Genomic DNA, 24,546 nt, shown 5'->3' with positions numbered 1-24,546 from the left:
GTCCGCAGGACAACGCGGGGGTTTGCATGACGGATTGTCGAAGACGGCCGCGTGGCAGTGACGCCCCTTGGGGTGTCCAGAGGGTGCAAACCCTTGGAGCCCCTCCTCTGGAGGGGTGGGGGAAGGAAAATCATTAAAAAAAGATGGCCATATGGTCATCTTTTTTGCCGCTATTTATATTCAACCCGGCGGTTCAGGTAAATGTTGGAGCCATACTTTTTCGTCAGGCTTCTCGACTCCTGCTGGACGAAAGCGCAAATGTCCTTCAACTTTTGCGTCCGGGGCTTTATCGTCTCTTTGACTTCGCCGTTTACGACGACATCGAATACGATCATCGGTTCAGTCACCTCCTTGTTCGGTTTAGCGTTCTTTCTCTTTATTCGCAGTATAAGCTCCGATTATTAGCGGGAAGTTAAGCGAAGATTTGGCTGGCATTAAAATATCTGTTTTTCTTTATATTCCGGTACGGCCGAGGTTATGACCGCCAGTCGTCTAAATCTTTGAAAATTTTCTTGTTTGGAGTCGATTATTGGCCCCCGGGATGATATGATGTACAGAGTATGGTCGCATAGGTAAGGGGGATTACATCATGTACTATATTAGTACACGAGGCAATGTTGGACAGATCGGATTTATCGACGCGTTTCTGATGGGGCTTGCGGACGACGGCGGGCTGCTTGTGCCGGGCGATATTCCGATAATTTCGGAAGCCGTGCTGAAGTCGTGGGAAAACTTGAGCTTTCAAGAGCTTATGCTCGAAATATTCTCCTATTATACGAACGGCGAAATTCCCGAGGAAGATTTGAAGGCGATGGTGTACGCGAGTTACGGACGTTTCCGCGCTCCCGAAGTGACGCCGGTTCGCCGTCTGAAGGACGGGCTCCATCTGCTGGAGCTGTTCCACGGGCCGACTTTCGCATTTAAAGATATCGCGCTTCAACTGATGGGCGAGCTGTATTCATACGTGGCCCAAAAGCAAAACCGCAAAATCCATATTCTCGGCGCGACTTCCGGGGATACGGGAGCATCGGCCATCGAAGGCGTGAAAGGCAAAGAAGGCATTAAAATTTGCATTCTCCATCCGCATCAGAAGGTGAGCAAGGTGCAGGAGCTGCAAATGACGACGGTTCAGGAGGATAACGTGCTGAATTTGTCGGTGCACGGCAATTTCGACGACTGCCAGCGCATTATTAAGGAGCTGTTCGCCGATATCGATTATAAGACGAGCCGTCATCTGGCCGCGATCAACTCGATCAATTTCGTGCGGATTTTGGCGCAGACGGTATATTATTTCTACGCATATTTCCAGGTGCGGAAGGGCGCCGAATATCGGACGGTCGATTTCAGCGTGCCGACGGGCAATTTCGGGGATATTTTCGCCGGTTATTTGGCGAAGCGGATGGGGCTGCCGGTAGGAAAGCTCATTCTGGCGACGAACGAAAACAACATTCTCGAGCGGTTCGTCAAGGAAGGCGTATACCGGCCGGGCACGTTCCAAAGCACGTACAGCCCGTCGATGGATATTCAAGTGGCAAGCAATTTCGAACGTTACCTGTATTACGTGCTGGATGAAGACGCTCAGGCCGTCGCTTCGTTGATGAATCAATTCAAGCACGAAGGCGGCATTACAATAGGCGAGGAGACGCTTCGCCGGGTGCAGCGGGACTTTGCCGCGCACGGCGTGGAAGGCGAAGAATGCCTGGCGACCATTCGCAAATATAAGGATGAAACCGGCTATTTGCTGGATCCGCATTCGGCCTGCGGCGTAGCGGCCGCGGAGCGTTGCGAAGGGGCAAGCGACATTTGCGTGTCGCTGGCGACGGCGCATCCGGCCAAGTTTGACGAGGCCATCCGTCTGTGCGGCATTGAGCAGGAGTTCCCGGAGCAAATCGCCAAGCTGTTCGACCGGCCGCAGCGTCAGACGATCGTGGACGGAACGAAGGAAGCGATTGTCGAGGAGCTTAACCGGTTTTACGCATAATAGAACAGAGGCATCGCAAAGGATTTTCATAGCGGCAAAAGGAAAGCCGGGGAGCAACGCGCTGTAAGCGCGGGCTTCGCGGCTTTTTGTCTGTAAACAATTGGGGGACGGCATTTCCGTCTAGTCGGCGTACAGCGGTATTTTTCCGGAGCTATCGGAAAAATGCCCCTTAAATACCCAAAAGCCGCCCGTTTGGCGGCTTTGCTGATAGGGAGATCGAGCTACAGTTTGCTTGCGTTCAAATATTTTTCGGTGAGCGCGGTAAGCAGATCAATGCCTACTTCGTTATGGCCGCCTTCGGGGATGATGAGGTCGGCGTATTTTTTGGACGGCTCGATGAACGCGTCGTGCATCGGCTTCACCGTATTCAAATATTGGTCGTGAACCGATTGAATCGAGCGGCCGCGCTCCTCGATGTCCCGGACGACGCGGCGCAAGATCCGAACGTCCGGATCGGTGTCTACAAACACTTTAATATGCAGCAGCAGGCGCAGTTGTTCGTCCGAAAGGACATGCAAGCCTTCCAGAATGATGATCGGATTCGGCTTCAGCTCGACCGTTGCCGCGGAGCGCCCGTGTATCGTAAAGTCATAGGTCGGGGCTTGTACCGTCTCGGAACGGAGCAGCTTGTTCAAATGTTCAATGAGCAGCTCGTTGTCGAAGGCGAAAGGGTGATCGTAATTGATGTTTTCCCGTTCGGCCATGCTAAGATGTCCGTTGTCTTTATAATAATTATCCTGGGAGATGAACGTAACCTTATCCGCTCCCAAACGATCGATAATGGAGCGGGCGACGGTTGTTTTGCCGGAGCCTGTCCCTCCCGCGATGCCGATAATTAGCATGATGATGCCATATACCTCCCTAATGTGAATCCCGTTTCAATCTTTGTATTGTAGCACAATTTCCGCTTCGTTTCACTGCGGGATTGCTTGGAACGGGGCCCATTCCCGGATATTCAGCGGCCATAGGTTATGGTACAATGGAAATTATTTTCGTGGGGAGGTTGGAGTCAGTCCTATGCAAGCGCCATTATTCAGGGATTCGCTGTACGACGGAGCGGCCGATCCCGTGATCGTATGGAACAGGGAAGCTAGCGAATGGTGGATCGTTTATACGAACAGGAGAGCGACGGCGGAAGGGCCGAACGTGGCTTGGGTACACGGGACCGACCTTGGCGTAGCTTCTTCTTCGGACGGCGGAAGCAGTTGGGTGTACCGCGGCACGTTAAGCGGCCTTGATTTCGAATGGGGAAGAACACGTTCTGGGCGCCGGAAATCGTCTGGCATGAAGGCTTGTACCATATGTACGTCAGCTATATCCGGGGCGTACCGCACGAATGGAAGGGACACAAGCGGGAAATCGTGCATTATACGAGCCCAGATATGTTGAACTGGACCTATATCGGGGTTGTACCGCTCAGCTCGGACCGCGTCATCGACGCGTGCGTTTATGAGCTTCCCGGCGGAGGCTTCCGGATGTGGTATAAGGACGAGGCGAACGGCTCCCATACCTATGCCGCCGACAGCCCGGATTTGTACAACTGGACGGTTACGGGGCCGGTTATAACGGAACGTCCGCATGAAGGGCCAAACGTGTTCCGCTTCAAAGGCTGTTATTGGATGCTCGTGGACGAATGGCGGGGGCAAGGCGTATACCGTTCGGACGATCTTGACCGCTGGGAGCGCAACGGCATCATCTTGGACAAGCCGGGCGTCAGGGAAGACGACGGAACGATCGGTCTGCATGCCGACGTGCATGTGCAAGGGGACGAGGCTTACATCTTTTATTTCACGCATCCCGGAAGGCGGCCGGAGCTTGAGCGGGAAGGCCGGGCAAGCGGCTACGAGCTTCGGCGTTCGTCGCTGCAAGCGGCCAAGCTTGACGTGAAGGACGGGGTGCTTGTATGCGACCGCGACGCGGCTTTCGACCTTAAGCTAAAGGCCGAGTAGCTTGCCTCCTGGCGGCTAACGGAAGGCCGCCGGTTAACGGTTCGGCAAGGAAAGACGGGGAACTTGCAAAAACCGCAAAGTTTGTTGTCACCCGGCGTTGCGTTATAATAAACATATTGCAGAGACTTCGAGGGGCTGCCGCGTTTTTGCCGCACGCGGCCGCTTATCTTCGAAAGACCTTGAGAAGAGGTTGATCTCATATTAATTAAAGAGGTGCACGAATGATTATTCTGAAGACAGCGGATGAAATCGCAAAAATGAAAAAAGCCGGAGATGTGCTGGCTTGTTGCCATAGAGAAATTGCGAAATTGATTCGCCCGGGCATTACGACGCATGAAATCGACCAGTTCGTCGAGAAGTTTCTGAAGGAGCACGGGGCGACGCCGGAGCAAAAAGGGTACAACGGTTACCCGTTTGCGACTTGCGCGTCGGTTAACGACGTTATTTGTCACGGCTTCCCTTCCAAAACGCAGGTGCTGAAAAACGGCGACATCGTGACGATCGACATGGTCGTCAACGTGGACGGCTGGCTGGCCGATTCGGCTTGGTCGTACGCGGTCGGCGAAATATCCGAGCAGGCGCAGCGGCTGCTTGCCGTAACCGAGGCTTCGATGTATAAGGGTATCGAGCAGGCGGTCGTAGGCAACCGTATCGGCGATATCGGCAACGCCATTCAAACGTATGCCGAAGCCGAAGGCTTCTCCGTCGTCCGGGAATTTATCGGGCACGGCATCGGCCAACAGATGCACGAGGAGCCGCAAGTGCCGCATTACGGTCCGGCCGGCAAAGGCGTGCGGTTGAAGGAAGGCATGGTCATTACGATCGAGCCGATGCTCAATACGGGAACGTGGAGGAGCAAAATCGACGCGGACGGTTGGACCGCGAGAACGCTGGACGGCGGATTGTCCGCGCAATACGAGCATACTCTTGCGATTACGGCCGACGGTCCGCTCATTCTGACGAAGCAATAGGGATGAGCAGCGTACTGTTGCTTTCCCCGGAGCAAGGCAATCATGGGGCGGGAAGCGGGGGGTGTCCGCTGCCCTGTACGCCCCGTACATAGCGCAGCGGAAGAGCAAGCGACGAGCTTCGGCGGACAGGAGTCCGCGTACGTAAGCGGAGGGCGGAGAGCGGGCGTCGTTCGGCGCCCGAGTTCAGCGTAGAAGCGACAAAAAAACGGCGGCAGCCGTTTTTTTCTTACCATATATAGAATTTATAAATTCCGAAGCGAGTTTGCTGCGCAAATTTGTAGGTCGCTTATCTTCGAATGACCATGGTTGGGCAAAGGTTTTTTGGAAGCTATTCAATAAGAACGGCAATGATAATCTGTTAAATCCGGAGGTTATAAGGATGTTTAATCGAAAACCGCTGCACGAATGCGTGCCGGAGCTGGTGGCTGCAGCCCGGGGGGACAAACACGCGACGCTAGTCGTGACGAACGGCAAGCTGGTCAACGTCGTCTCCGGAGAAATTTTGCCGGGGATGTCGATCGGCGTATACGGCTCGCGGATCGCATATGTCGGCAAGGACGTCTCGCATATGATCGGGCCCGAAACGAAGGTGGTCGACGCCGCCGGGCGTTATATGGCCCCGGGGCTGCTTGACGGGCATTGCCATATTGAAAGCACGCAGCTGACCGTAACCGAATTTTCGCGGGCGGTGCTGCCTCTCGGAACGACCGGCGGTTTCTTCGACGCGCATGAAATCGCCAACGTATGCGGATTGTCCGGCATCCGCCATATGCTCGAGGAGGCGCGGCAAACGCCGCTGGCCGCTTATTTGCAGGCGGCTTCCTGCGTGCCTTCGACCGGCCCGGACTTCGAGACGACGGGCGCGTCGCTTGGGCCGAAGGATGTGGCGGAAGCGTATGCTTGGGGCCAAGACGTCATTGCGCTTGGAGAAGTGATGAACTTCCCGGGCGTCGTGTACGGCGACGATAAAATGATCGGCGAAATTCAGGAGACGCTAAAAGCCGGAAGGTTCGTAGACGGCCATTTCACCTGGGCGGCCGACGATTGGCGCCTGCCGGTCTATGCCGCCGCGGGCGTAACGGGCGATCATGAATGCGTTACGGCGGACGACGTCATCGAGCGGGTTCGGCTGGGCATGTATGCGAAAATGCGGAGAGGGTCGGCATGGCATGACGTCGCGCAGACGATTAAGGCGCACACCGAGTCCGGCATCGACACGCGGCGCATGATGCTTGTCACCGACGATCGAAGCTCGGAATCGCTTCGCGACGAAGGCCATATGGATTTTGTCGTCCGCCATGCGATATCGCAAGGCGTGAAGCCGGTGACCGCCTTTCAGATGGCGACGATCAATACCGCCGAACGGTTCGGCCTGCAGCGCGACATCGGCGCGATCGTCCCGGGCAATTATGCGGACATAATTTTGCTGGACGGCAATCTGGCGGACGTCAACGTGGTCATGACGATCGCGGCCGGCGTCGTCGTCGCGGAAAACGGGCGGATGACCGTCGAGCTGGCGCCGTATGCCTATCCGGAGGAGATGCTGCAGTCCGTGCGTCTGGAGCCGAGCGTTGCCGCCGATTGGTTTGCGATCAAGGCTCCTGTCGCGTCGGGAGAGGCTGGCGTCCGTGCGATCGAGGTTAGGGAAAACCATGTGGAAACACACGAAATCCATGTAAAGGTTCCGGTCGAAAACGGGCAAATCGCCTTGGATCCGGCAAGCGGCTTGTGCAAAATCGCCGTGCTTGAGCGCCATCACCGCACCGGCAACCGCTCGGTCGGTCTTGTGGCGAATATCCGCTTCCGCAAGCCGGCGGCTATTGCGATGACCGTGGCGCACGACAGCCATAACGTGCTTGTCATCGGCAGCTCGGACGAGCTTATGGCCGAGGCGGCTAACGCCGTGATCCGCATGCAAGGCGGCGTTGCCGTCATGTCGGAAGAGGGGGCGGCCGAATTCCCGCTTCGGATTGCGGGACTGATGTCGACCGAGCCGTTCGAGACCGTTGCGGAGCAATCGGCCTCCGTCAGCAGGGCGCTCGCCGCCGCAGGATGCGATTTGAATTATGCGTTTATGACGTTGTCGCTGCTCGCCCTCGTGGTCATCCCGACGCTCCGCATCTCGGACAAGGGGCTTGTGCGCATCTCGGCGGCGGGCATCGAACTGGTGCCGCTGTTTCTGGAAGAAACGGAACAAGTATAAGAATACGAATCGGAAACGACCGAATCGAAAGAGGAGAAGCAGATATGTTGGAAGTCGTGCGTATTGTAAACAAAGAGCAGATGGATGAAGCATACCGTATCCGGATGGAAGTATTCGTCGAGGAGCAAGGCGTAAATCCGGACGTCGAAATCGACGAGCACGAGGCTGAGGCGGCGCATGTGCTGGCCTATTGGAACGGGCAAGCCGCCGGGACGGGGCGTGTTCGTACGGTGGGCGAATACGCGAAAATCGAGCGGATATGCGTAAGGGCCGATTACCGGAAATACGGGGTCGGCAAAGGCGTGATGCTCGCGCTTGAGGAAATCGCCCGCGAGCAAGGCCTTGCCAAAGCGAAGCTGCACGGCCAGACGCATGCCGAGCCTTTCTACGCGAGGCTCGGTTACGAAACGGTATCGGACGTGTTCATGGAGGAAGGCATTCCGCACGTCACGATGGTCAAAACGCTTTAACCGCGCAGGGGGCAAGCGCCCGGCGGCCTGAAAAGGGCCGCCGGGCGTTTTTTGCGTACTAAGCTTTGGGGACTATAAGGAGGCTGAACGGTAATCGTCCTTTAAAGGATCAGTACAACCACAGTTAAATAAGCAAGCCGAATTGGCTCCCGACGATTAAGACTCGCAAGTCGTTTCCATGTTACAATGACAGCATATAACACTTTGGAGGAAAAGGGGCGTTCAACGTGGAACGAATCAGGCTCGGCATTGTCGGAATGGGCAATATGGGATGCGGGCATGCCGATTATTTGACTAAGGGAGCAGTCAAAGGCGTCGAATTGACGGCCGTCGCCGATCAAAGCCGGGAAAAACTGAATCAGGCGGTTTCCCGTTTCGGCGAACATCTGAAAACGTTTACGGATACGGAAGACATGTACCGCTCCGGCACCGTCGACGGTGTCTTGATCTGCACGCCGCATTACGACCATCCGCCCGAGGCTATTAAAGCGCTTAAGTACGGGCTGCACGTCTTGATCGAGAAGCCCGCCGGCGTGTATACGAAGCAGGTTCGGGAGATGAACGAAGCGGCGGCGGCGAGCGGCAAAGTGTTCGGCATTATGTACAATCAGCGCTCGAACCCGCTGTACGCGAAGCTGCGGGAACTGATCGTCTCCGGGGAGCTTGGGGAGGTGCGCCGCACGAATTGGATCATTACGAATTGGTATCGCTCGCAAAGCTATTACGATTCCGGCGGCTGGCGCGGCACGTGGGCCGGCGAGGGCGGCGGCGTGCTCATTAACCAGGACCCGCACCAGCTCGATCTGTGGCAATGGACGACCGGGCTGAAGCCGAAGCGGATGCGCGCCTTTTGCTCGTTCGGCAAATACCGGAACATCGAGGTGGAGAACGACGTCACGGCGTACGTGGAGTACGAGAACGGGGCGACGGGCGTTTTCGTGACCAGCACGTTCGAGTCGCCCGGCACGAACCGGTTCGAGGTATCGGGAGAACGCGGCAAAATCGTCGTCGAGGACGGCAAGCTGACGTTCTGGCGGCTGCGGCAGCCGGAAACGGAATTCAACGCAATGTACCAAGGCGGCTTCGGCCAGCCCGAATGCTGGAAAATCGACATTCCCGTCAAACAGGAGGAAGGGCAGCACCGGGCCATTACGCAGGACTGGGCCGATGCCATTCTTCACGGCAAGCCGCTTCTCGCCCCGGGCGAGGAAGGCATTCACGGCTTGATGTTGTCCAACGCCATGCTGCTGTCGACTTGGATAAACGATTGGGTCGATTTTCCGATCGATGAAGATTTGTTCTACGAGAAGCTGCAGGAACGCATTCGGGAATCGACCTTCCGCAAGCCGCAGACGGAAGGAATAACGCTTGACGTGAGCGGAACACATTAACCGAAGGAGGAGAAAAGAAGGATGAATGCGACTAACGGGATGAATTACGCGCCTGAAGGCAAGCCGAAGCCGGTCGTCCAGGCCGGCGAGTTCGCTTTTGCGGCGCTGCGGCTCGACCACGGCCATATTTACGGCATGTGCAACGGCTTGCTGGAAGCGGGAGGAACGCTGAAGCTCGTTTACGATCCCGACCCGGCCAAAGTAAAAGCGTTCTGCGACAAGTATCCGGGGGTGCGCGCCGCGTCTTCCAAGGAAGAAATCCTGCAGGACAAAGAAATCGCCCTCGTCGCGGCGGCCGCGATTCCGAACGAGAGAGGAGCGCTTGGCGTCGAGGTGATGGAGCACGGCAAAGACTACTTCACCGACAAAACGCCGTTTACGTCGCTGGAGCAGCTGGAGGCCGCCAGACGGACGGCCGCGGCGACGGGCCGCAAATACGCCGTTTATTACAGCGAGCGGATTCACGTCGAAAGCGCCGAGTTCGCCGGCCAGCTCGTCAAAGACGGCGCGATCGGCCAAGTGGTGCAGGTGCTTGGGCTCGGACCGCATCGGCTGAACGCGGCTTCAAGGCCGGACTGGTTTTTCCGCAAGGAGCAATACGGCGGCATTTTGTGCGACATCGGCAGCCATCAGATCGAGCAGTTTCTTTATTACGCCGGCTGCAAGGATGCCCGGGTGCAGAGCAGCAAGGTCGGCAACTTCAACAATCCGGACTATCCGGAGCTGGAGGATTTCGGCGATGCGACGTTGATCGGCGATAACGGGGCGACGAATTATTTTCGCGTCGATTGGCTGACGCCGGACGGATTGTCGGTATGGGGCGACGGGCGGACCGTCATTCTCGGCACTAAAGGTTATATCGAGCTTCGCAAATACGTGGATATCGCGCGGCAGTCGAGGGGCAATCAGCTGTATCTCGTCAACGGCGAAGGCGAGACGCATCTCGACGTCAACGGGAAAGTCGGTTATCCGTATTTCGGAGCGCTTATTCTCGATTGTTTAAACCGGACGGAGAACGCGATGACGCAGGCTCACGCCTTCAAGGCGGCGGAGCTTTGCCTCAAGGCTCAGCTCGAGGCGGTTCGGACGAAATAACGAACGATAAATAGCGAACGATAAATAGGGAGCGATAAATAGCGAACGATAAGGAGGTTACGATCGGGATGAAATTATCCGTATTTACGGTTGCGACGCCGGAGCTGTCGCCGGAGGAGCTGGCCCAAGCCGCCAAGCAGGCGGGCATCGAAGGGATCGAATGGCGTTATAAGGAAGCGCCGGAGGGCGCCGCTTCGATGAAGCCGTCGCCGTGGGGCAACAACCTGTGCACCATCCTGCCTTCCGGAGGCGACGAAATGGCCGACCGCTTCGGCAAAGCGGCGGAGACGGCGGGCCTTAAGACCATCAGCGTCACGCCTTATCTTCTGGCCGGCGATCTGGCGGCCACCGAGGAGGTGCTGCGCGTCGCCCGGAGGCTTGGCGCATCTTTTATTCGCCTTGGGGTACCGGGCTACGACCGGACGAAGCGGTTCGACGAGCTGTTCAAGCTGGAGCGCGATTATTTGCGGGGAGCGTCCGAGCTTTGCGCCCGCTACGGGGTGAAAGGGCTGATCGAGACGCATCACGGCACGATCGCGGCGAGCGCTTCGGCGGCCGTCAGGCTGCTTGAAGGGCTGAGCCCGGATCATGTGGGCGTCTTGTACGATCCCGGCAACATGGTGCATGAAGGCTACGAGAATTACAGAATGGGGATGGAGCTGCTTGGCCCGTATTTGGCTCATGTCCATGTCAAAAACGCGGCCTGGACCCGGGAAGCCGGGGTGCCGGAAGAAACGGCAACGTGGAGCGTTCGGTGGGCCGGCATGAAGACGGGAGTCGTCGACTGGAGGCAGGTCGTTTCGGATTTGCGCGCGGTCGGCTACGACGGCTACCTCGGCGTCGAAGATTTCAGCGGCGAATATGAGCGTTCGCGCGATATGCTGCATGCTTTTGCCGAATATATGAGAGAGCTGCTGGCGGGATGATCGATTTTATCTACCGGTCGGATAAGCCAATCGATTTGCAGTTCCATTCCCACGTTTTCTACGAGGTTTATTACTTCCATGAGGGCAGCTGCAATTATTTGATCGGGGATAAAGTATACGCCCTTGCGCCGGGCGATTTGATCATTATGTACGGCATGACGCTGCACCGCCCGAAGGTGGATACACACGTTCCGTACATCCGTTCGATCGTCCACTTCGAGCCGTCGTTCGTCAAGCCCTACGCCGAGCTGCCGAACGCCGTCAACATCCTGCAGCCCTTCGAACAGCTGAGAAACCATCGGCTGCGGCTTAGCGGCGAACGCAAGGAGGAGGCGGAGCGCATTCTGCTCGCGATGCACGGGCACAACAAGCGGGGCGACGCGGTCGGAACCGGACGGCTGACGCTTGCTTTCGTCGATTTGCTTTATTTTATATACGAGCAGTGCATGCAGCCGATGATGGATAAAGCGGAAGCTTCCGCAGGCAAAGAAAGCGTCGTTCAGGACATCGTGACGGCGCTTGAAGCATGCTACAAGGAAGATTTGCACATGGAGCAGCTTGAGGAGAAGCTTCATTTGACGAAATCGTATTTGTCCAAAGTTTTTAAAGAAGTGACGGGCGTGACGATCTTCCAGTACGTGTACCGGCGCAGAATCAACGAAGCGAAAATGTTGTTCCTGCTCCAGCCGGAGCTTCCCGTAACGGAGGTCAGCCTGCGGCTTGGCTTTAAGCATTTGGCGCATTTCAGCCGCATGTTCAAGCAGCAGACGGGCATGTCGCCGGAGGCGTTCAAGCGCGGCGGCGGATACCGCTTTGAAGCAAGCCGCGCAACGAAAGCCCGGCCGTAAGGCAAAGCCGCCGCCAGTACACTGCCGAACGGAAAGCATCCCTTGAGTCGAACCGTAGTTGGCGGCAGGGGATGCTTATTTTGTTGGCGACCGGAAAATTGGGCTTGCAAAAACTAATACCATTAGTTATTATAAAACTAACGATATTAGTTTTGGAGGGTTAACGATGAAAACGACGAAAATCGGGTATTTGACGCAAGTTTCTTTTCTTCCGCGCCTGTTTCCGGTCAACTGCTATTTGGTCGAAGAGGAAGACGGGCTGACGCTAATCGACGCCGCGCTTCCGTATAGCGCGAAAGGCATTCTGGAAGCGGCCCGCCGGATCGGCAAGCCGATTAAGCGAATCGTGCTTACGCATGCGCACGACGATCATGTCGGCGCGCTCGACGTCTTGAAGCGCGAGCTGCCGGAAGCGAACGTCTATATATCGGCGCGCGACGCCCGGCTTCTCGCGGGGGACGTGTCGCTTGATCCGGAAGAGGAGCAGACGCCGGTCAAAGGCGGCGTGCCGAAAAAAACGGCGACAAGGCCGGACGTGCTGCTGCGGGACGGCGACCAGGTAGGATCTCTGCTCGCCGTCGCAACGCCGGGGCATACGCCGGGGGCGATGTCGTTTCTCGATGTCCGCGACCGTGCGCTGATTGTCGGCGACGCGTTCCAGACAAGGGCCGGCCTCGCCGTGTCCGGACAGCTTCGTTTGCTCTTCCCGTTCCCGGCGATGGCGACCTGGAGCAAGCGGACGTCGCTTCAATCCGCGCGCAAGCTGCTGGAGCTGGAACCGTCCGTCTTGGCCGCCGGTCATGGGCCGATGCTGGTTAACCCGGTGACGCTTATGCGGAAGGCCGTCGAAGAAGCGGATCGGAATTTGAAAGCGAAGGAGCGGGAGAACCATGTCGCCAAGAGCGGGACTTGACGCGGAAACGCTGGTAGCGGCGGCCGCGGATATCGTCGACCAGGAAGGCTGGGACGCCTTGACGCTTGCGTCTCTCGCACAGAAGCTTGGGGTACGCTCGCCTTCGCTGTACAATCACGTTAACGGACTGACCGAGCTGCGGAGCAAGCTGGCGCTTTACAGTCTGGAAAGCTTCAATGGCGAGCTTGCCGCCGCCGTAAAGGATGCCGCGGGGGACGATGCCGTTTACGCGCTTAGCGAAGCGTATTTGCGGTTTGCCGGCAACCATCCGGGGCTGTACGAAGCGACGCTGAAGGACCAAAGCGACCCGGACATCCAAGAAGCCGCGTCGAAGCCGGTCGATCTGATCGTCGGCATCCTGCAGCCGTACGGGCTTGACGATACGGAGGCGATCCATATCGTCCGGGGACTGCGAAGCCTGCTGCACGGATTCGCTTCGATCCAGAGCAAAGGCGGATTCGGCATTCCCCTTGACGTCCGGGAAAGCTTGCGGCTATCGCTCGGCGCCTTTATGGCAGGGGTGAAGCAGCTGTCCGTCCGGCGCGGTCCGGCCTCCGAATGAAGACCGTTTTTCGGGCTTGAGAAGAGGCTTTTGCATAAAAGAACGCGTTTCATTTCTTCCGGAACAATTGCTTGCGCTTCCATACGATTTTTGCTCTAATTAAAGATTAGACGCAAGGCGGCGGGCAGCAGGCTTGCCGCGGAAAGAAGGAACGAAGCTCAATGAGATACAAGGGCCGCTTCATGAGATTGGGAATTCCGATGACGCCGCGCGTTTGGCACAACGCCCGCCTCGATTTCGGAACCTCCTGCCTGGTCAGCTTGTTTACGGTCGTCATGAACCAGTTTTTTATGCCCTTCGCCATTCAGCAAGGAGCGAGCAACCTGCAGGTCGGCTTGCTGTCCGCCGCTCCGGCGATCGGCCTTATTTTCTCGCCGCTGTGGGCGGTTTGGATCGAGAAAAGCCGCAGTCCGCGGCCTTTTGTCGTCCTGCCTAACGCGATCGGGCGTTTATTGCTCGTCGGCCCGGCTCTTTATCCGCAACCGTCCGTTTATGTGGCGACCGCCATTGTTTATCAGTTGCTGATGGGCATTCAGTCGCCCGCGTACGCTTCGCTTGTTTCCCGGATGTATCCTTCCGACGTCCGGGGCAGGCTGATGGGTTACGTGCGGATGGCCATGGGGGCGTTCATGATTCCGCTCGCTTATTTGGTCGGCAGCTGGTCCGACGCGGCCGGTCCGTCCGGACCGCTTATCGCGGCGGCCGTTACGGGTACGGCGGCAATCGCCCTGTTTCAATGGCTTCGGCTGCCCAAGCATGCGGCGCCAGGCTCTGCCGCTTCAAACCGGTTTTCGCTGCGCGACCAATGGGCGCTCGTGTCCGGCAACAAGACGCTGGCCGTCTTTTTGCTGGCGACGACCTTTTCGGGCTTCGGCAACATGCTGGCGAATCCGTTGTACCAGATTATCCAGGTCGATGTGCTTGGGCTCAGCAATACGCAGATCGGTTACGCCCGGATCGCTTATTTTACCGGTCTTCTGCTTACATACGGACTGGCCGGCCGCTTTATCGACCGCTTCGATATCCGCTATACGCTGACGGTCGGGATCGGGGCGTACGGCGTTGTGCCGCTGCTGTACGGGCTGTGGGGCACTTATCCCGCCGTCGTACTCGGCAACGGGATTCAAGGCGTCGGGGAAGCGATATGGGATATCGGCATATTATCCTATATCGTTCGTCTTGCCCCGGGAAGGGAAGCGACCGTGTTCGGCATTCATCTGATGATGTTCGGGGTGCGGGGCACGCTGGGACCGCTGCTTGGCGCTTCGTTGTCGTCGCATGTGCCGCTGCCGGGCCTGCTTGTTCTGGCGGGCGCATGCGGTTTTGCCGGGACGGCGTTATTCATGCTGAGCAGCCGGAGACGGAGGCAGCCCGGCTTGAGCCGCGATTTAGGCGCGTAGCCTATATTTTTAGCTCCGTTTAAGGGGTCATTCATCTATTGTTCATATTGCGCTGATACGATGGTACAAGCGAAAAATGACAATGAAGGGATGGATGACAATGAACAATGCATGGAAAATAGCGCTGAGCAGCGCGCTTCTGGCGGCGGTGCTCGCCGGATGCGGAGCGAATTCGGGAGGCGGCAATACGGTAGCGGAAACGGCGGCGGAAACGGCGGCGGAAACTTCGTCGGCAAACGGGCAAGGCGCGGAAGGAACCGGGGACCCGCAGCGGATGGAGAGAGGGACGTTCGGCAAAGTAAAATCGGTCGACGGTCAGACCGTTACCGTTTATACGTCCTCCTTTACCGGAAGGGGACAGGGAGGCGAGCCGCCGCAAGGCGGGGATGCGTCGGCCGCGCCGTCGGATGCGCCGCAAGGGGATGAAGCGGGAGCCGCGCCGTCGGATGCGCCGCAAGGCGGAGGTCCCGGAGGACCGGGAGGCATGAACATGGACGACATGTTCACGGACGAGACGGTTACGCTTACGGTGACGGACGAGACGTCCATCGTCAAGCGCACGTTCGAAAACAACGAAATGAAGGAAACGGAAATTTCGCTCAGCGATTTGAAAGCGGACGATATTATTACGTACACGCTGGTCGAAGGGTCGGAGGATCAAGTCGCGACCATCAGCGTCGGCATGGGAGGCTTCGGCGGACGCGGCGGCGGAATGGGCGGCCAAGCTGCAGACGAAGGCCAGACCGAAGATCCCGGAGATACCGAAACGGAATAATAGAAACGGTACCCGTAAATCTCGATTAACGAAAACAAAGCCGGATGCCCGTCGCGGGGCATCCGGCTTTTTCCAAATACAAGTCCGGTATCAATTTCACTTCTTTTACCGAATTTTCTCGTCGAGACGGTTCGTCCTTGATCGGAACAATAATCGTTTCAGCTTGGTCTCAATAAAGCGATATCGTAAGCGTGTCCTTCTCGTTGTACGAATGCAGCGTCGCTTCGCTGCCCGTTATTTCTACGCTGATGAGCGATTTAAGACATTTTTTCAAGGCGTTTTTGCCGGTTTCCAGCTTTCGGTTCAGCACGATGGAAAGCTTCTCGACCGCTTTTTTGTTATTGGATTCGGTAATGTACACGGGAATGGTTTTATTTTGAAAAAGAATGAGCGTTCTCATCGGATATAACCTCCAATCATTCCAATTGTTCAAGTTTATTTTACCTGACAATTCTTAATTGTTTCTTAAAAAAAAGTTACAATATCGCTTCGATATGTCACAAAAATCCTCTTACCCATTGGTTTTCGAAGACAGCGACCTATAACTTTACGAGCAAACTACCGTACGGCGGAATCGGCTTTGTGCTGCTTGCGGTATTCGGAAGGGGAGCAGCCCATCGTGCGGCGAAACACTTTGACGAAGTAGCTGATATGGTCGAAGCCTACGTCCAGCGCGATGTCCGCGATTTTCCGCTCGCTGTGCAGCAGCAGCTCGGCAGCCTGATTAACCCGGTACGCGTTCAAATATTCGATCGGCGTTTGTCTCGTCATCGACTTGAAGAAGCGGAAAAACTGGCCTTCGCTCATCGGAATTTGGTCCGCCAGCTCGCGGATGCGGATCGGTCTCCGGTAGTTTTGCTGAATATAAGAAATGCTTCGCTTTAATCGCTCTCTTCGGCTTGATTCTTCGGGTGTCGTCTCGCTCCGGTCCGCATAACGCCCTTCGGCCGCTATCGTCTGCAGCATGAAATATAAACAGCCCTTCGCCGCAGCCTCATAGCCGGGCTCCTGCTTCCCGCAGCATTCGATGAGGTTGTGGAGCCAACCGAGCAGCCCGATTTCCCATTCCGAGACGCCTTGGATATGGCGGGGAAACGTGCGCCTCCGCTCGACCAGCGGCGTTACAAGCTTCTGCTGCACGGCGTCGGAGGAGGAGCTGTCGAGCATATGGGGATCAAATACGATCGCTTGAAACGAGCACGGCGACCCGTTCAGCGAATGGGCGGCATGTATGTCGCCTCCGTCGATAAACACCGCTTGGCCGGCGCGCACCGGAAAGTAGTCGTCGTCCACTTGAAACAACGTTTCTCCTTCTTTAACGTAAAAAAATTCGGCTTCCGCATGCCAATGGCATTCAACCACGACCATCTCCCCGGCGCCGATGTCGAGCCCGTAAGCCGCAAGCGGAAAATCGCCGCTGCCGTGCATTCGCCTTTCATGGAGCGCATGCCGCATAGACCTGTCCACGGCATATCCCCCTTTCTTCCGTAAAACGTTCTTGCATCATAATCGTGCTATATATAAGCATAATTCTGATAGTTGTCAGCAATTATTATCAGTATAATGCAAATGTAGAGCAAGTTAAAGCGATCATAGCTTCCCTTGAAACATTTGGACATGAACCGATAATCATAATGAAAGGCGGATAGGTATGAAATTCCAAAACGGCAACTGGCTGATCCATGAAGGCTTCCAAGTCAACAGCGCGGTCCAAGCCCACGATTTCGAGCAGCAGGACGGCGTCTTGACGGCCTACGCGGCTCCGCGTCCGATTCTGAGCAGAGCCAATATGCTTGATACGATGCTGCTGACGATCCGGTTTCATTCGCCGGCGCCGGGAGTGATCGGCGTCAAAATCATTCACAACCTCGGCGTGATGGAGCGCGGCCCGGTATTCGAGCTTACGCCGCAAAGCGCCGTTAACGTCGAAATTGTCGAAACAGACGAGAAAGTCGTGCTGACAAGCGGCAGCTTAAGCGCGCATATCCGCAAAGGCCCGGAATGGGCGGTCGATTTCTACCGCGGCGACGAGCGCATTACCGGCAGCGGCCCGCGTTCGATGGCCTACATTAAGAAAGGCAAGGAAACGGCATATGTGCGCGAAGAGCTTGACCTCGGCGTAGGCGAATGGGTGTACGGCCTCGGCGAGCGGTTCACGCCGTTCGTGAAAAACGGCCAAGTCGTCGACACGTGGAACCAGGACGGCGGCACAAGCTCCGAGCAAGCGTACAAAAACATTCCGTTCTACGTTACGAACAAAGGATACGGCGTATTCGTCAACCAGCCGGAGCTCGTCTCGTTCGAAATCGCTTCGGAAAAAGTAAAAAAAGTGCAATTCAGCGTCGAAGGCGAATCGCTTGAATATTTCGTGATCGATGGCCCTTCCATCAAAGAGGTGCTCGGCAAATATACCGATCTCACGGGCAAACCGGCCCTGCCGCCGGCATGGTCGTTCGGCCTGTGGCTGACGACGTCGTTTACGACGAACTACGACGAAGCGACGGTTAACTCGTTCGTGGACGGCATGGCCGAGCGCGATTTGCCGCTTCACGTGTTCCATTTCGACTGCTTCTGGATGCGCGAATTCCATTGGACGGATTTCAAATGGGACGAGCGCGTATTCCCGGACCCGGTCGGCATGCTGGACCGCCTGAAGAAAAAAGGACTTAAAATTTGCGTATGGATCAATCCGTACATTGCGCAGCGCTCCCGCCTGTTCGCCGAAGGCAAAGCTAACGGCTATCTCGTCAAGAAGCCGAACGGCGACGTATGGCAATGGGATCTATGGCAGCCGGGCATGGCTCTTGTCGACTTCACGAATCCGGCGGCTTGCGAATGGTTCGCGGGCTACCTGCGCGAGCTTGTCGACATGGGCGTCGACAGCTTCAAGACGGACTTCGGCGAGCGCATTCCGACGGACGTCGTTTATTACGACGGTTCCGATCCGATGAAAATGCACAACTACTATACGCAGCTTTACAATAAAGTCGTTTTTGACGTGCTGGAAGAGAAGCTCGGCAAAGGCGAAGCGACGCTGTTCGCAAGATCGGCGACCGCCGGCGGCCAGCAGTTCCCGGTTCACTGGGGCGGCGACTGCTACGCCGACTATGAATCGATGGCCGAAAGCCTTCGCGGGGGCTTAAGCCTCGGCCTATCCGGCTTCGGCTTCTGGAGCCACGACATCGGCGGTTTCGAGAATACGGCTCCGGTTCATGTGTTCAAGCGCTGGCTGGCGTTTGGCCTGCTGTCGAGCCATAGCCGCCTGCACGGCAGCAAATCGTACCGGGTGCCTTGGGCGTACGACGAGGAAGCGGTGGATGTAACGCGCCACTTCACGAAGCTGAAATCGCGCCTGATGCCGTACTTGTACAACGCCGCGGCCGAAGCGCACGAGCAGGGCATTCCGACGATGCGGGCGATGCTTCTGGAGTTCCCGGAAGATCCGACGACCGAGTTTCTGGACCGCCAGTACATGCTGGGCGAGTCGATTCTGGTTGCGCCGGTATTCTCCGAGAAAGGCGAAGTGAAATATTACTTGCCGGAAGGGACTTGGACGCACCTGCTGACGGGAGAGAAAGTGGCCGGCGGGTCCTGGCGCAAAGAAACGTACGACTTCTTCAGCCTGCCGCTGTTCGTCCGCCCGAACGCGATCGTGGCGCTTGGCGCAAACGATCTGAAGCCGGACTACGACCATGCCGACAGCGCCGAGCTGACGATTTACGAGCTTGCCGACGGACGCAAGGCCGTCTCGACCGTCCGCGATCTGAAGGGCGCTCCTCAGCTTAACGTAACCGCAGCCCGCGAAGGAAATGCGATTACGGTATCCGTATCGGGCAGTGGCAAGCCGTTCAGCCTGAAATACAGCGGCGCGGAAACGATCGTCGGCGCCCAAGGCGGAGTCGAGCTGAAGGACGGCGTCGTTTCGGTTCCCGCAGGTTTTGCCGAAGGATCGTTTACGATTCAATTAGGTTAACCGTAAGAACTAAGGTCATATGCACTTTAACCCCTTATGCCGAGCCAAGGCGCTTCTTGGCCGCGATAAGGGGTTATTTTCGCGTTATGCCGCAGGCTATTGCTTGATCCGGATGAGCCGGTCGTCTTCGACGGATGGCGTACCGCGTCCGTCCGTATTGTTGGTCACGACATATATGTAGCTGTCGTATACTTTGACGTCGCGAATGCGTCCTTCGCCGCTTAAGCGGCCGCTAAGCTTCCCGTCAGCCGGGTCGTAGGCGAACAGCTTCTCGCCGCGCAGCCCCGCGACTAACAGCCTGCCGGCGCTGTCGAATGCCGCTCCGGAAGGCGCGATCGTCTCATCGCCGGTATGGTAGAGAGGGGGTTCGGTGCCCGGGCTTGTCGCGTCCCCGATGACGAGCGGCCAGCCGTAATTCGCTCCCGGCTTGATGAGGTTAATCTCGTCGTGCCCGCCGGGATCGCCCGACGGACCGTGCTCCGTCGCATACAATTGTCCTTGCGCATCCCAAGCCAGCCCCTGCGGGTTGCGGTGACCGTACGAGTAGATGTAGGAGCCGGGGAACGGGTTGTCCGCAGGCACGCTTCCGTCAAGCGCGAGGCGCAATATTTTGCCCGCCAGCGTATCGGTTCGCTGCGCCAGATCCTCCTTGTAGGTATCGCCGGTTGTCGCATACAGCAGATTGTCCGGACCGATGGCGAGCCTGCCTCCGTTATGGTTGTCGGAGCCGGGGATGCCCTCCAGCAGCGCTCCCGTTTCCATCCATTCGCCTTCTGTTTCCTTGAGCAGCACGATCCGGTTGTAAACCGCCCCGTCCTGCTCGTACGTATGATACGCAGCGGCCGTTTTGCTCCGGTCGAAATCCGGCAGCAGGACGAAGCCCAGCAATCCTCCTTCTCCGACGCGGCGCAGCGGCTTGTTTAACCGGACCGGCTTGCGCGAGACCGTATCGCCGCTGACGGTTGCAACCGATCCGTCCCGTTCGCTGATGTAGAATACATCCCCGCGCTGGTCTATGGCCCACGGCACATTCAGTCTCGCAGCCAATACGGCGAACTTGGCTTGTCCGGCAACGGACTCTTGGCGCGCGGAGCCGGTTTCCTGCCGGACCGTGCCGGCCGCGGGCTCGTCTTCTCCGCAGCCCGTCAGCAACATAGCGGCTCCCGCGACCGCTAACCATAAAGACTTTGCGTTCATGGAGGGCCTCCTTTATAAGTTCGTACCATTCCTGAATTATAGTTCTCCGTCATACGGCCTTTCGCCTGCCGCGTCCGGCCGTTTCGTTTCCTACAAATGCCGAAAAACAAAATCGCATAAAAAAAGGCTAATAACGCGTGCTGCTTTCCATATAAGTTCCAATTATAATTAGACCTGTACACGAAACAGAAACGCCGCCCTGGCCCAAGGACGAAACGTTTCGGCATGAATTTTCAATAAAAACGTTTTTACGACCATAACCAAAAAAGAGGTGCAACGACATTGCGTAAAATTGGAATCGGCCTGCAGCTTTTTACGCTTCGGAACGAGACGGAAGCCGACATGGAAGGCACGCTGCGCAAAGTGGCCGAGCTTGGCTACGAAGGGGTGGAGTTTGCCGGCTACGGCGGGATGGAAGCCGAAGCGCTCCGCGATTTGCTTCAGGAGCTGAACCTGAAGGCGATCGGCGCTCATATCGGACTTCATTTGCTGCGCGGAAATTTGGACGAAGAAATTCGTTATTTGAAAACGATCGGCGCTCAATACGCCATTTGCCCTTGGCTGCCGGAAGATATGCGCGGAGCGGATACATGGAAAACGCTGTATGCCGAATTCGAACAATTCGGTAAGCGTTTCCGCGAAGAAGGTTTGGCGTTTGCTTACCATAACCACGATTTTGAGTTTGAGGTGGAAGTGGACGGCAAGCCCGCGTTCGACGCTCTTTACGATCGGATCGGCTCCGATCTGCTGAAGGTCGAGATGGATATCGGCTGGGTGCAATTCGCCGGGAAAGATCCGTTCGAGTACATCGACAAATACGCAGACCGCCTTCCGCTTCTGCATTTGAAGGACTACCGCAAGGTAGACGGCCGGATCGATACGGTCGAATTGGGCCGCGGCGAGCTTCCGCTTAAGCGAATCGCCGAAAGCGCAAGCAAAGCGGGCGTGGAGTGGCTTATCGTCGAGCAGGACAACTGCGAGCGTCCTCCGCTCGAAGCGGTTGCCGAAAGCATGCAATGGCTTAAAACGAACCAAATCTATTCCTAATCGAAAAGGGGATCACAAATGAGCAAAATCAAGGTTGCAGTCGTAGGTTGCGGTTCCATTTCCAAGTATCGTCATATTCCGGAGTATGCGGCTAATCCGAACGTGGAGCTTGTCGCGTTCGTCGATCCGGTCATTGAGCGCGCCGAGCAATTCGCAAGCCAGCACGGCGGCAAGGCGTACGCCGACTTTGAAACGATGCTCGCCGAAGCGAAACCGCAAGCGGTCAGCGTTTGCACGCCGAACTACCTTCATGCGCCGATGTCGATTGCGGCCGCCAATGCCGGGGCGCATGTACTTGTCGAGAAACCGATGGCCGTTACGGACGAGGAAGCGGCAGCGATGATCGAAGCGGCCGCCAAGAACGGCGTCAAGCTGATGGTAGGCCATAACCAGCGCTTTTTCCCGCCTCATGTCAAGGCGAAAGAAATTTTGAAATCCGGCGTGCTTGGCCGCGTGCTGACGTTCCGGACATCGTTCGGGCATCCGGGGCCGGACGCTTGGAGCGTCGACGGCGCGGACAGCTGGTTTTTCCGGAAGCCGGAAGCGATTATGGGCGCGATGGGCGACCTTGGCGTGCATAAATCCGATCTGATCCGCTGGCTGCTGGAGGATGAGGTGACCGAGGTGGCCGGCTTTGTCGGCACGCAGCATAAGCAGGGCACGGACGTGGACGACAACGCCGCCGTTCTTCTCCGCATGAAAGGCGGGGCGATGGGTACGCTGGTGGCCAGTTGGACGTATTACAAGGGCGAAGACAACAGTACGATGTTATGGTGCGAGAACGGCATTATGAAGATCGGCACGGACGAGAACGATCAAGTCATCGTCGAGCTTCGTAACGGCACCGTGGAGAAATATAAGGTCGGCGCCATTTCGACGAACGAAAAGCAGCTTTCCAGCGGCGTAATCGACGCTTTCGTCGACGCTATCGTTAACGATACCGCCGTACCGATTCCGGGCGAAGAAGGCCGCAAGTCTTTGCAAGTTATTCTTAGCGCGTTCGACTCTCAAGCATCGGGTCGTTTCGTCCAATTGAACTAATCGTTCATATTTTCGATCAAGTAAAGCTTCCTTCCCTTGCCGGGGAAGGAAGCTTTTTGCGCTCTTTGCCGCCTCTAACCGCCGTTTTAGCCTTTGTTGGCCCCCGGTACGGCGTAAACATAAATATGAGCATATTCTAATCTTGGACAGGCTATCTGCCGATAACAATTAAGAAAGCGTTTTACAAAAGCAGTTCGCGTCTAGGGCTAAAGTCTTTTTCGCGAATGTGAGCAGCTTCTCATTTTCGGTTTTAACGGCCGTTTTAACGGGCAATTGGAAGTTTTTGAGACATGAAACCCGCCGAAAGGCCATGTTACGATACTCATGTCGAGAACGAAGATGACACTTATTAGCAAACATGGAGGGGAACATCTATGAATAAGAAATCGATTCGTTTCGGATTCGCCGCAATGGCAGCAGCCGCTTTGATCGGCACCGGCGTAATGGCGCCTCAAGCGCATGCGGCATCGGCAGCCGTCTCGAACGGGAACAACAAATTCATTACGGTGCAAACGACGAATTTACAACAAATGAAACAGATCGCCGCACAATACGGCATCGATTTGAATAAACTGTTGGCTGACCTGAAAAATCAATCGGCTAAACAAGGCGCAGCGACTGCCCAAAAGCCGAGCTCGGGAACGGCTGCCAAGCCGGCGGCCGGTACGGAAACGCAGCCGAGCGCAGGAACAACGAATGAAGGAAGTGAAACTACGGCTTCCAAAAGCGATTATGCAGCTCAAGTTGTCGATCTGGTGAACAAGGAACGCAAAGCGGCCGGATTGCCCGCATTGAAATCGGACCCGCTTCTTACGAAAGTAGCCGTCGCGAAGGCAAAGGATATGGACGTCAATAACTACTTCAGCCATACGTCTCCGACTTACGGCTCGCCATTCGATATGATGACCGAGTTTGGCGTCAAATACTCTTATGCCGGCGAAAACATTGCTTCCGGGCAAAAAACGCCGCAAGAAGTTATGGATGCATGGATGAACAGCGAAGGTCACCGCAAAAACATTTTGAACCCTAAATTCACCAAGATCGGTGTCGGTTATGTAAACGGCGAATGGGTGCAGGAGTTTACGGGCTAATATTCGGCCGTTTCATGTTGTCTTAACCGGACAGGGCGTCCGGTTACATAATCAACGGTTAGGTGGAGAGGATGAGACGATGAAGAAGAAGATTCCGGCGGCTGTCTTGGCATTCGGGTTATCGTTGATGTTGTTTGGAGGTCCCGCTCATGGCGCGGCGTCCACTTATACGACCAAGGACGGCGATACGTTCTGGAAGCTTGCCAAACAGTATGGCGTTACGGTGAACAAGCTTCAGGAGGCGAATCCGGGCGTCAATCCGTTTAATCTGTACAAAGGCCTTAAGATCACGATTCCTTCGACAGCTCAAGCAACCGTTAAAGCGGCACCGGCATCGGCCAAATCCGTAACGGCGGATGGGAAGTCGTATCGCGTATCCAAAACGTTGAACATTAAGGCTACCGCTTATTCTTCCGCAGCTTCGGAGAACGGCAAGTGGGGCGCCGTCGATTATTTCGGCAATCCGCTTAAGCTTGGAACGGTAGCCGTCGATCCGGACGTCATTCCGTTAGGCACGAAGCTTTATATTACCGGCTACGAGCATGAGAATCTTCCGGCCGGCGGTTTTGTCGCGAAAGCGGCGGATATCGGCGGAGCCATCAAGGGCAACCGGATCGATATTTTTATCCCGGGCAGCCAAGCGGAAGTCAGAACATTCGGCATTCAGAACATAGAAGTCCAAATCTTAAAATGAGAAATCCTCTAGCGAGGTC

General features: G+C 56.3%; 23 protein-coding genes. 18 read left to right on the top strand and 5 right to left on the bottom strand.

The window, feature by feature from the left end:
- Positions 1 to 170 precede the first annotated feature (170 nt).
- Positions 171 to 335, bottom strand: a complete 165-nt coding sequence (locus ACFSW5_RS03125; RefSeq protein ID WP_379269665.1) for a mechanosensitive ion channel protein MscL — start codon at positions 333 to 335, stop codon at positions 171 to 173.
- Positions 336 to 589: 254 nt separating this feature from the next.
- Here ACFSW5_RS03125 and thrC point away from each other — a divergent pair, with 254 nt between their 5' ends.
- A complete protein-coding gene (gene thrC / locus ACFSW5_RS03120; protein WP_379269663.1) occupies positions 590 to 1,981 on the top strand; it encodes a threonine synthase in 1,392 nt (463 codons plus the stop codon).
- 221 nt (positions 1,982 to 2,202) lie between these two features.
- Here the strand turns inward: thrC and udk are convergent, their stop codons facing one another.
- Positions 2,203 to 2,823 carry a uridine kinase gene (udk, locus tag ACFSW5_RS03115; protein ID WP_379269659.1) on the bottom strand — a complete coding sequence of 207 codons (621 nt, stop codon included), beginning with the start codon at positions 2,821 to 2,823 and terminating at the stop codon, positions 2,203 to 2,205.
- Positions 2,824 to 3,225: 402 nt separating this feature from the next.
- On the opposite strand from udk, the gene ACFSW5_RS03110 reads away from it, so the two are divergent.
- The 12 genes from ACFSW5_RS03110 to ACFSW5_RS03055 all read left to right on the top strand — a co-directional run bounded on the left by ACFSW5_RS03110 (position 3,226) and on the right by ACFSW5_RS03055 (position 15,484).
- Positions 3,226 to 3,930: a glycosyl hydrolase gene (locus tag ACFSW5_RS03110; protein ID WP_379269655.1), complete on the top strand. Its 705-nt coding sequence runs from the start codon at positions 3,226 to 3,228 to the stop codon at positions 3,928 to 3,930.
- A gap of 221 nt (positions 3,931 to 4,151) precedes the next feature.
- Positions 4,152 to 4,901 carry a type I methionyl aminopeptidase gene (gene map, locus ACFSW5_RS03105; RefSeq protein ID WP_379269653.1) on the top strand — a complete coding sequence of 250 codons (750 nt, stop codon included), beginning with the start codon at positions 4,152 to 4,154 and terminating at the stop codon, positions 4,899 to 4,901.
- A 379-nt stretch (positions 4,902 to 5,280) separates the two neighbouring features.
- Positions 5,281 to 7,104, top strand: a complete 1,824-nt coding sequence (locus ACFSW5_RS03100; protein ID WP_379269650.1) for an adenine deaminase — start codon at positions 5,281 to 5,283, stop codon at positions 7,102 to 7,104.
- Between the two features lie 44 nt (positions 7,105 to 7,148).
- A complete protein-coding gene (locus ACFSW5_RS03095; protein WP_379269648.1) occupies positions 7,149 to 7,574 on the top strand; it encodes a GNAT family N-acetyltransferase in 426 nt (141 codons plus the stop codon).
- Between the two features lie 227 nt (positions 7,575 to 7,801).
- The gene (locus ACFSW5_RS03090) at positions 7,802 to 8,965 is read left to right on the top strand and encodes a Gfo/Idh/MocA family protein (protein WP_379269645.1); all 1,164 of its coding nucleotides are present in this window, start codon (positions 7,802 to 7,804) and stop codon (positions 8,963 to 8,965) included.
- Positions 8,966 to 8,986: 21 nt separating this feature from the next.
- Positions 8,987 to 10,060, top strand: coding sequence for a Gfo/Idh/MocA family protein (locus ACFSW5_RS03085; protein WP_379269643.1), 1,074 nt, complete (start codon positions 8,987 to 8,989; stop codon positions 10,058 to 10,060).
- A gap of 68 nt (positions 10,061 to 10,128) precedes the next feature.
- Positions 10,129 to 10,986 (top strand): sugar phosphate isomerase/epimerase family protein, encoded by an 858-nt coding sequence (locus ACFSW5_RS03080; RefSeq protein WP_379269641.1) that lies wholly within the window; start codon positions 10,129 to 10,131, stop codon positions 10,984 to 10,986.
- Positions 10,983 to 11,834: an AraC family transcriptional regulator gene (locus tag ACFSW5_RS03075; protein WP_379269639.1), complete on the top strand. Its 852-nt coding sequence runs from the start codon at positions 10,983 to 10,985 to the stop codon at positions 11,832 to 11,834. Before ACFSW5_RS03080 ends, ACFSW5_RS03075 begins: the two co-directional genes overlap by 4 nt.
- A gap of 166 nt (positions 11,835 to 12,000) precedes the next feature.
- Positions 12,001 to 12,747 carry an MBL fold metallo-hydrolase gene (locus ACFSW5_RS03070; RefSeq protein ID WP_379269637.1) on the top strand — a complete coding sequence of 249 codons (747 nt, stop codon included), beginning with the start codon at positions 12,001 to 12,003 and terminating at the stop codon, positions 12,745 to 12,747.
- Positions 12,725 to 13,309, top strand: a complete 585-nt coding sequence (locus ACFSW5_RS03065; RefSeq protein ID WP_379269635.1) for a TetR/AcrR family transcriptional regulator — start codon at positions 12,725 to 12,727, stop codon at positions 13,307 to 13,309. Before ACFSW5_RS03070 ends, ACFSW5_RS03065 begins: the two co-directional genes overlap by 23 nt.
- A 182-nt stretch (positions 13,310 to 13,491) precedes the next feature.
- Positions 13,492 to 14,709 (top strand): MFS transporter, encoded by a 1,218-nt coding sequence (locus tag ACFSW5_RS03060; RefSeq protein WP_379269633.1) that lies wholly within the window; start codon positions 13,492 to 13,494, stop codon positions 14,707 to 14,709.
- A gap of 100 nt (positions 14,710 to 14,809) precedes the next feature.
- Positions 14,810 to 15,484, top strand: a complete 675-nt coding sequence (locus tag ACFSW5_RS03055; protein ID WP_379269631.1) for a hypothetical protein — start codon at positions 14,810 to 14,812, stop codon at positions 15,482 to 15,484.
- A 169-nt stretch (positions 15,485 to 15,653) separates the two neighbouring features.
- On the opposite strand, the gene ACFSW5_RS03050 is transcribed toward ACFSW5_RS03055, so the two are convergent.
- Positions 15,654 to 15,884, bottom strand: a complete 231-nt coding sequence (locus tag ACFSW5_RS03050) for a 3-dehydroquinate dehydratase (protein ID WP_379269629.1) — start codon at positions 15,882 to 15,884, stop codon at positions 15,654 to 15,656.
- A gap of 158 nt (positions 15,885 to 16,042) precedes the next feature.
- Positions 16,043 to 16,951: an AraC family transcriptional regulator gene (locus ACFSW5_RS03045; RefSeq protein WP_379269627.1), complete on the bottom strand. Its 909-nt coding sequence runs from the start codon at positions 16,949 to 16,951 to the stop codon at positions 16,043 to 16,045.
- Positions 16,952 to 17,135: 184 nt separating this feature from the next.
- On the opposite strand from ACFSW5_RS03045, the gene yicI reads away from it, so the two are divergent.
- Positions 17,136 to 19,457: an alpha-xylosidase gene (gene yicI / locus ACFSW5_RS03040; RefSeq protein WP_379269624.1), complete on the top strand. Its 2,322-nt coding sequence runs from the start codon at positions 17,136 to 17,138 to the stop codon at positions 19,455 to 19,457.
- Positions 19,458 to 19,553: 96 nt separating this feature from the next.
- Here the strand turns inward: yicI and ACFSW5_RS03035 are convergent, their stop codons facing one another.
- Complete coding sequence (locus ACFSW5_RS03035) at positions 19,554 to 20,654, bottom strand: PQQ-dependent sugar dehydrogenase (RefSeq protein WP_379269622.1); 1,101 nt, start codon at positions 20,652 to 20,654, stop codon at positions 19,554 to 19,556.
- A 282-nt stretch (positions 20,655 to 20,936) separates the two neighbouring features.
- On the opposite strand from ACFSW5_RS03035, the gene ACFSW5_RS03030 reads away from it, so the two are divergent.
- From ACFSW5_RS03030 to ACFSW5_RS03015, 4 genes are all read left to right on the top strand, one after another.
- Entirely contained in the window at positions 20,937 to 21,701 is a 765-nt protein-coding gene (locus tag ACFSW5_RS03030; RefSeq protein WP_379269620.1) for a sugar phosphate isomerase/epimerase family protein, read from the top strand.
- Positions 21,702 to 21,719: 18 nt separating this feature from the next.
- Positions 21,720 to 22,742: a Gfo/Idh/MocA family protein gene (locus ACFSW5_RS03025; RefSeq protein WP_379269618.1), complete on the top strand. Its 1,023-nt coding sequence runs from the start codon at positions 21,720 to 21,722 to the stop codon at positions 22,740 to 22,742.
- Between the two features lie 374 nt (positions 22,743 to 23,116).
- Positions 23,117 to 23,833 carry a CAP domain-containing protein gene (locus tag ACFSW5_RS03020; protein ID WP_379269615.1) on the top strand — a complete coding sequence of 239 codons (717 nt, stop codon included), beginning with the start codon at positions 23,117 to 23,119 and terminating at the stop codon, positions 23,831 to 23,833.
- Between the two features lie 79 nt (positions 23,834 to 23,912).
- A complete protein-coding gene (locus ACFSW5_RS03015; RefSeq protein WP_379269613.1) occupies positions 23,913 to 24,527 on the top strand; it encodes a 3D domain-containing protein in 615 nt (204 codons plus the stop codon).
- Positions 24,528 to 24,546 lie beyond the last annotated feature (19 nt).

Source organism: Paenibacillus thailandensis (assembly GCF_042685365.1).
GTDB lineage: Bacteria > Bacillota > Bacilli > Paenibacillales > Paenibacillaceae > Paenibacillus_AP > Paenibacillus_AP thailandensis.
This window is presented reverse-complemented; position numbering and strand designations above follow the sequence as displayed.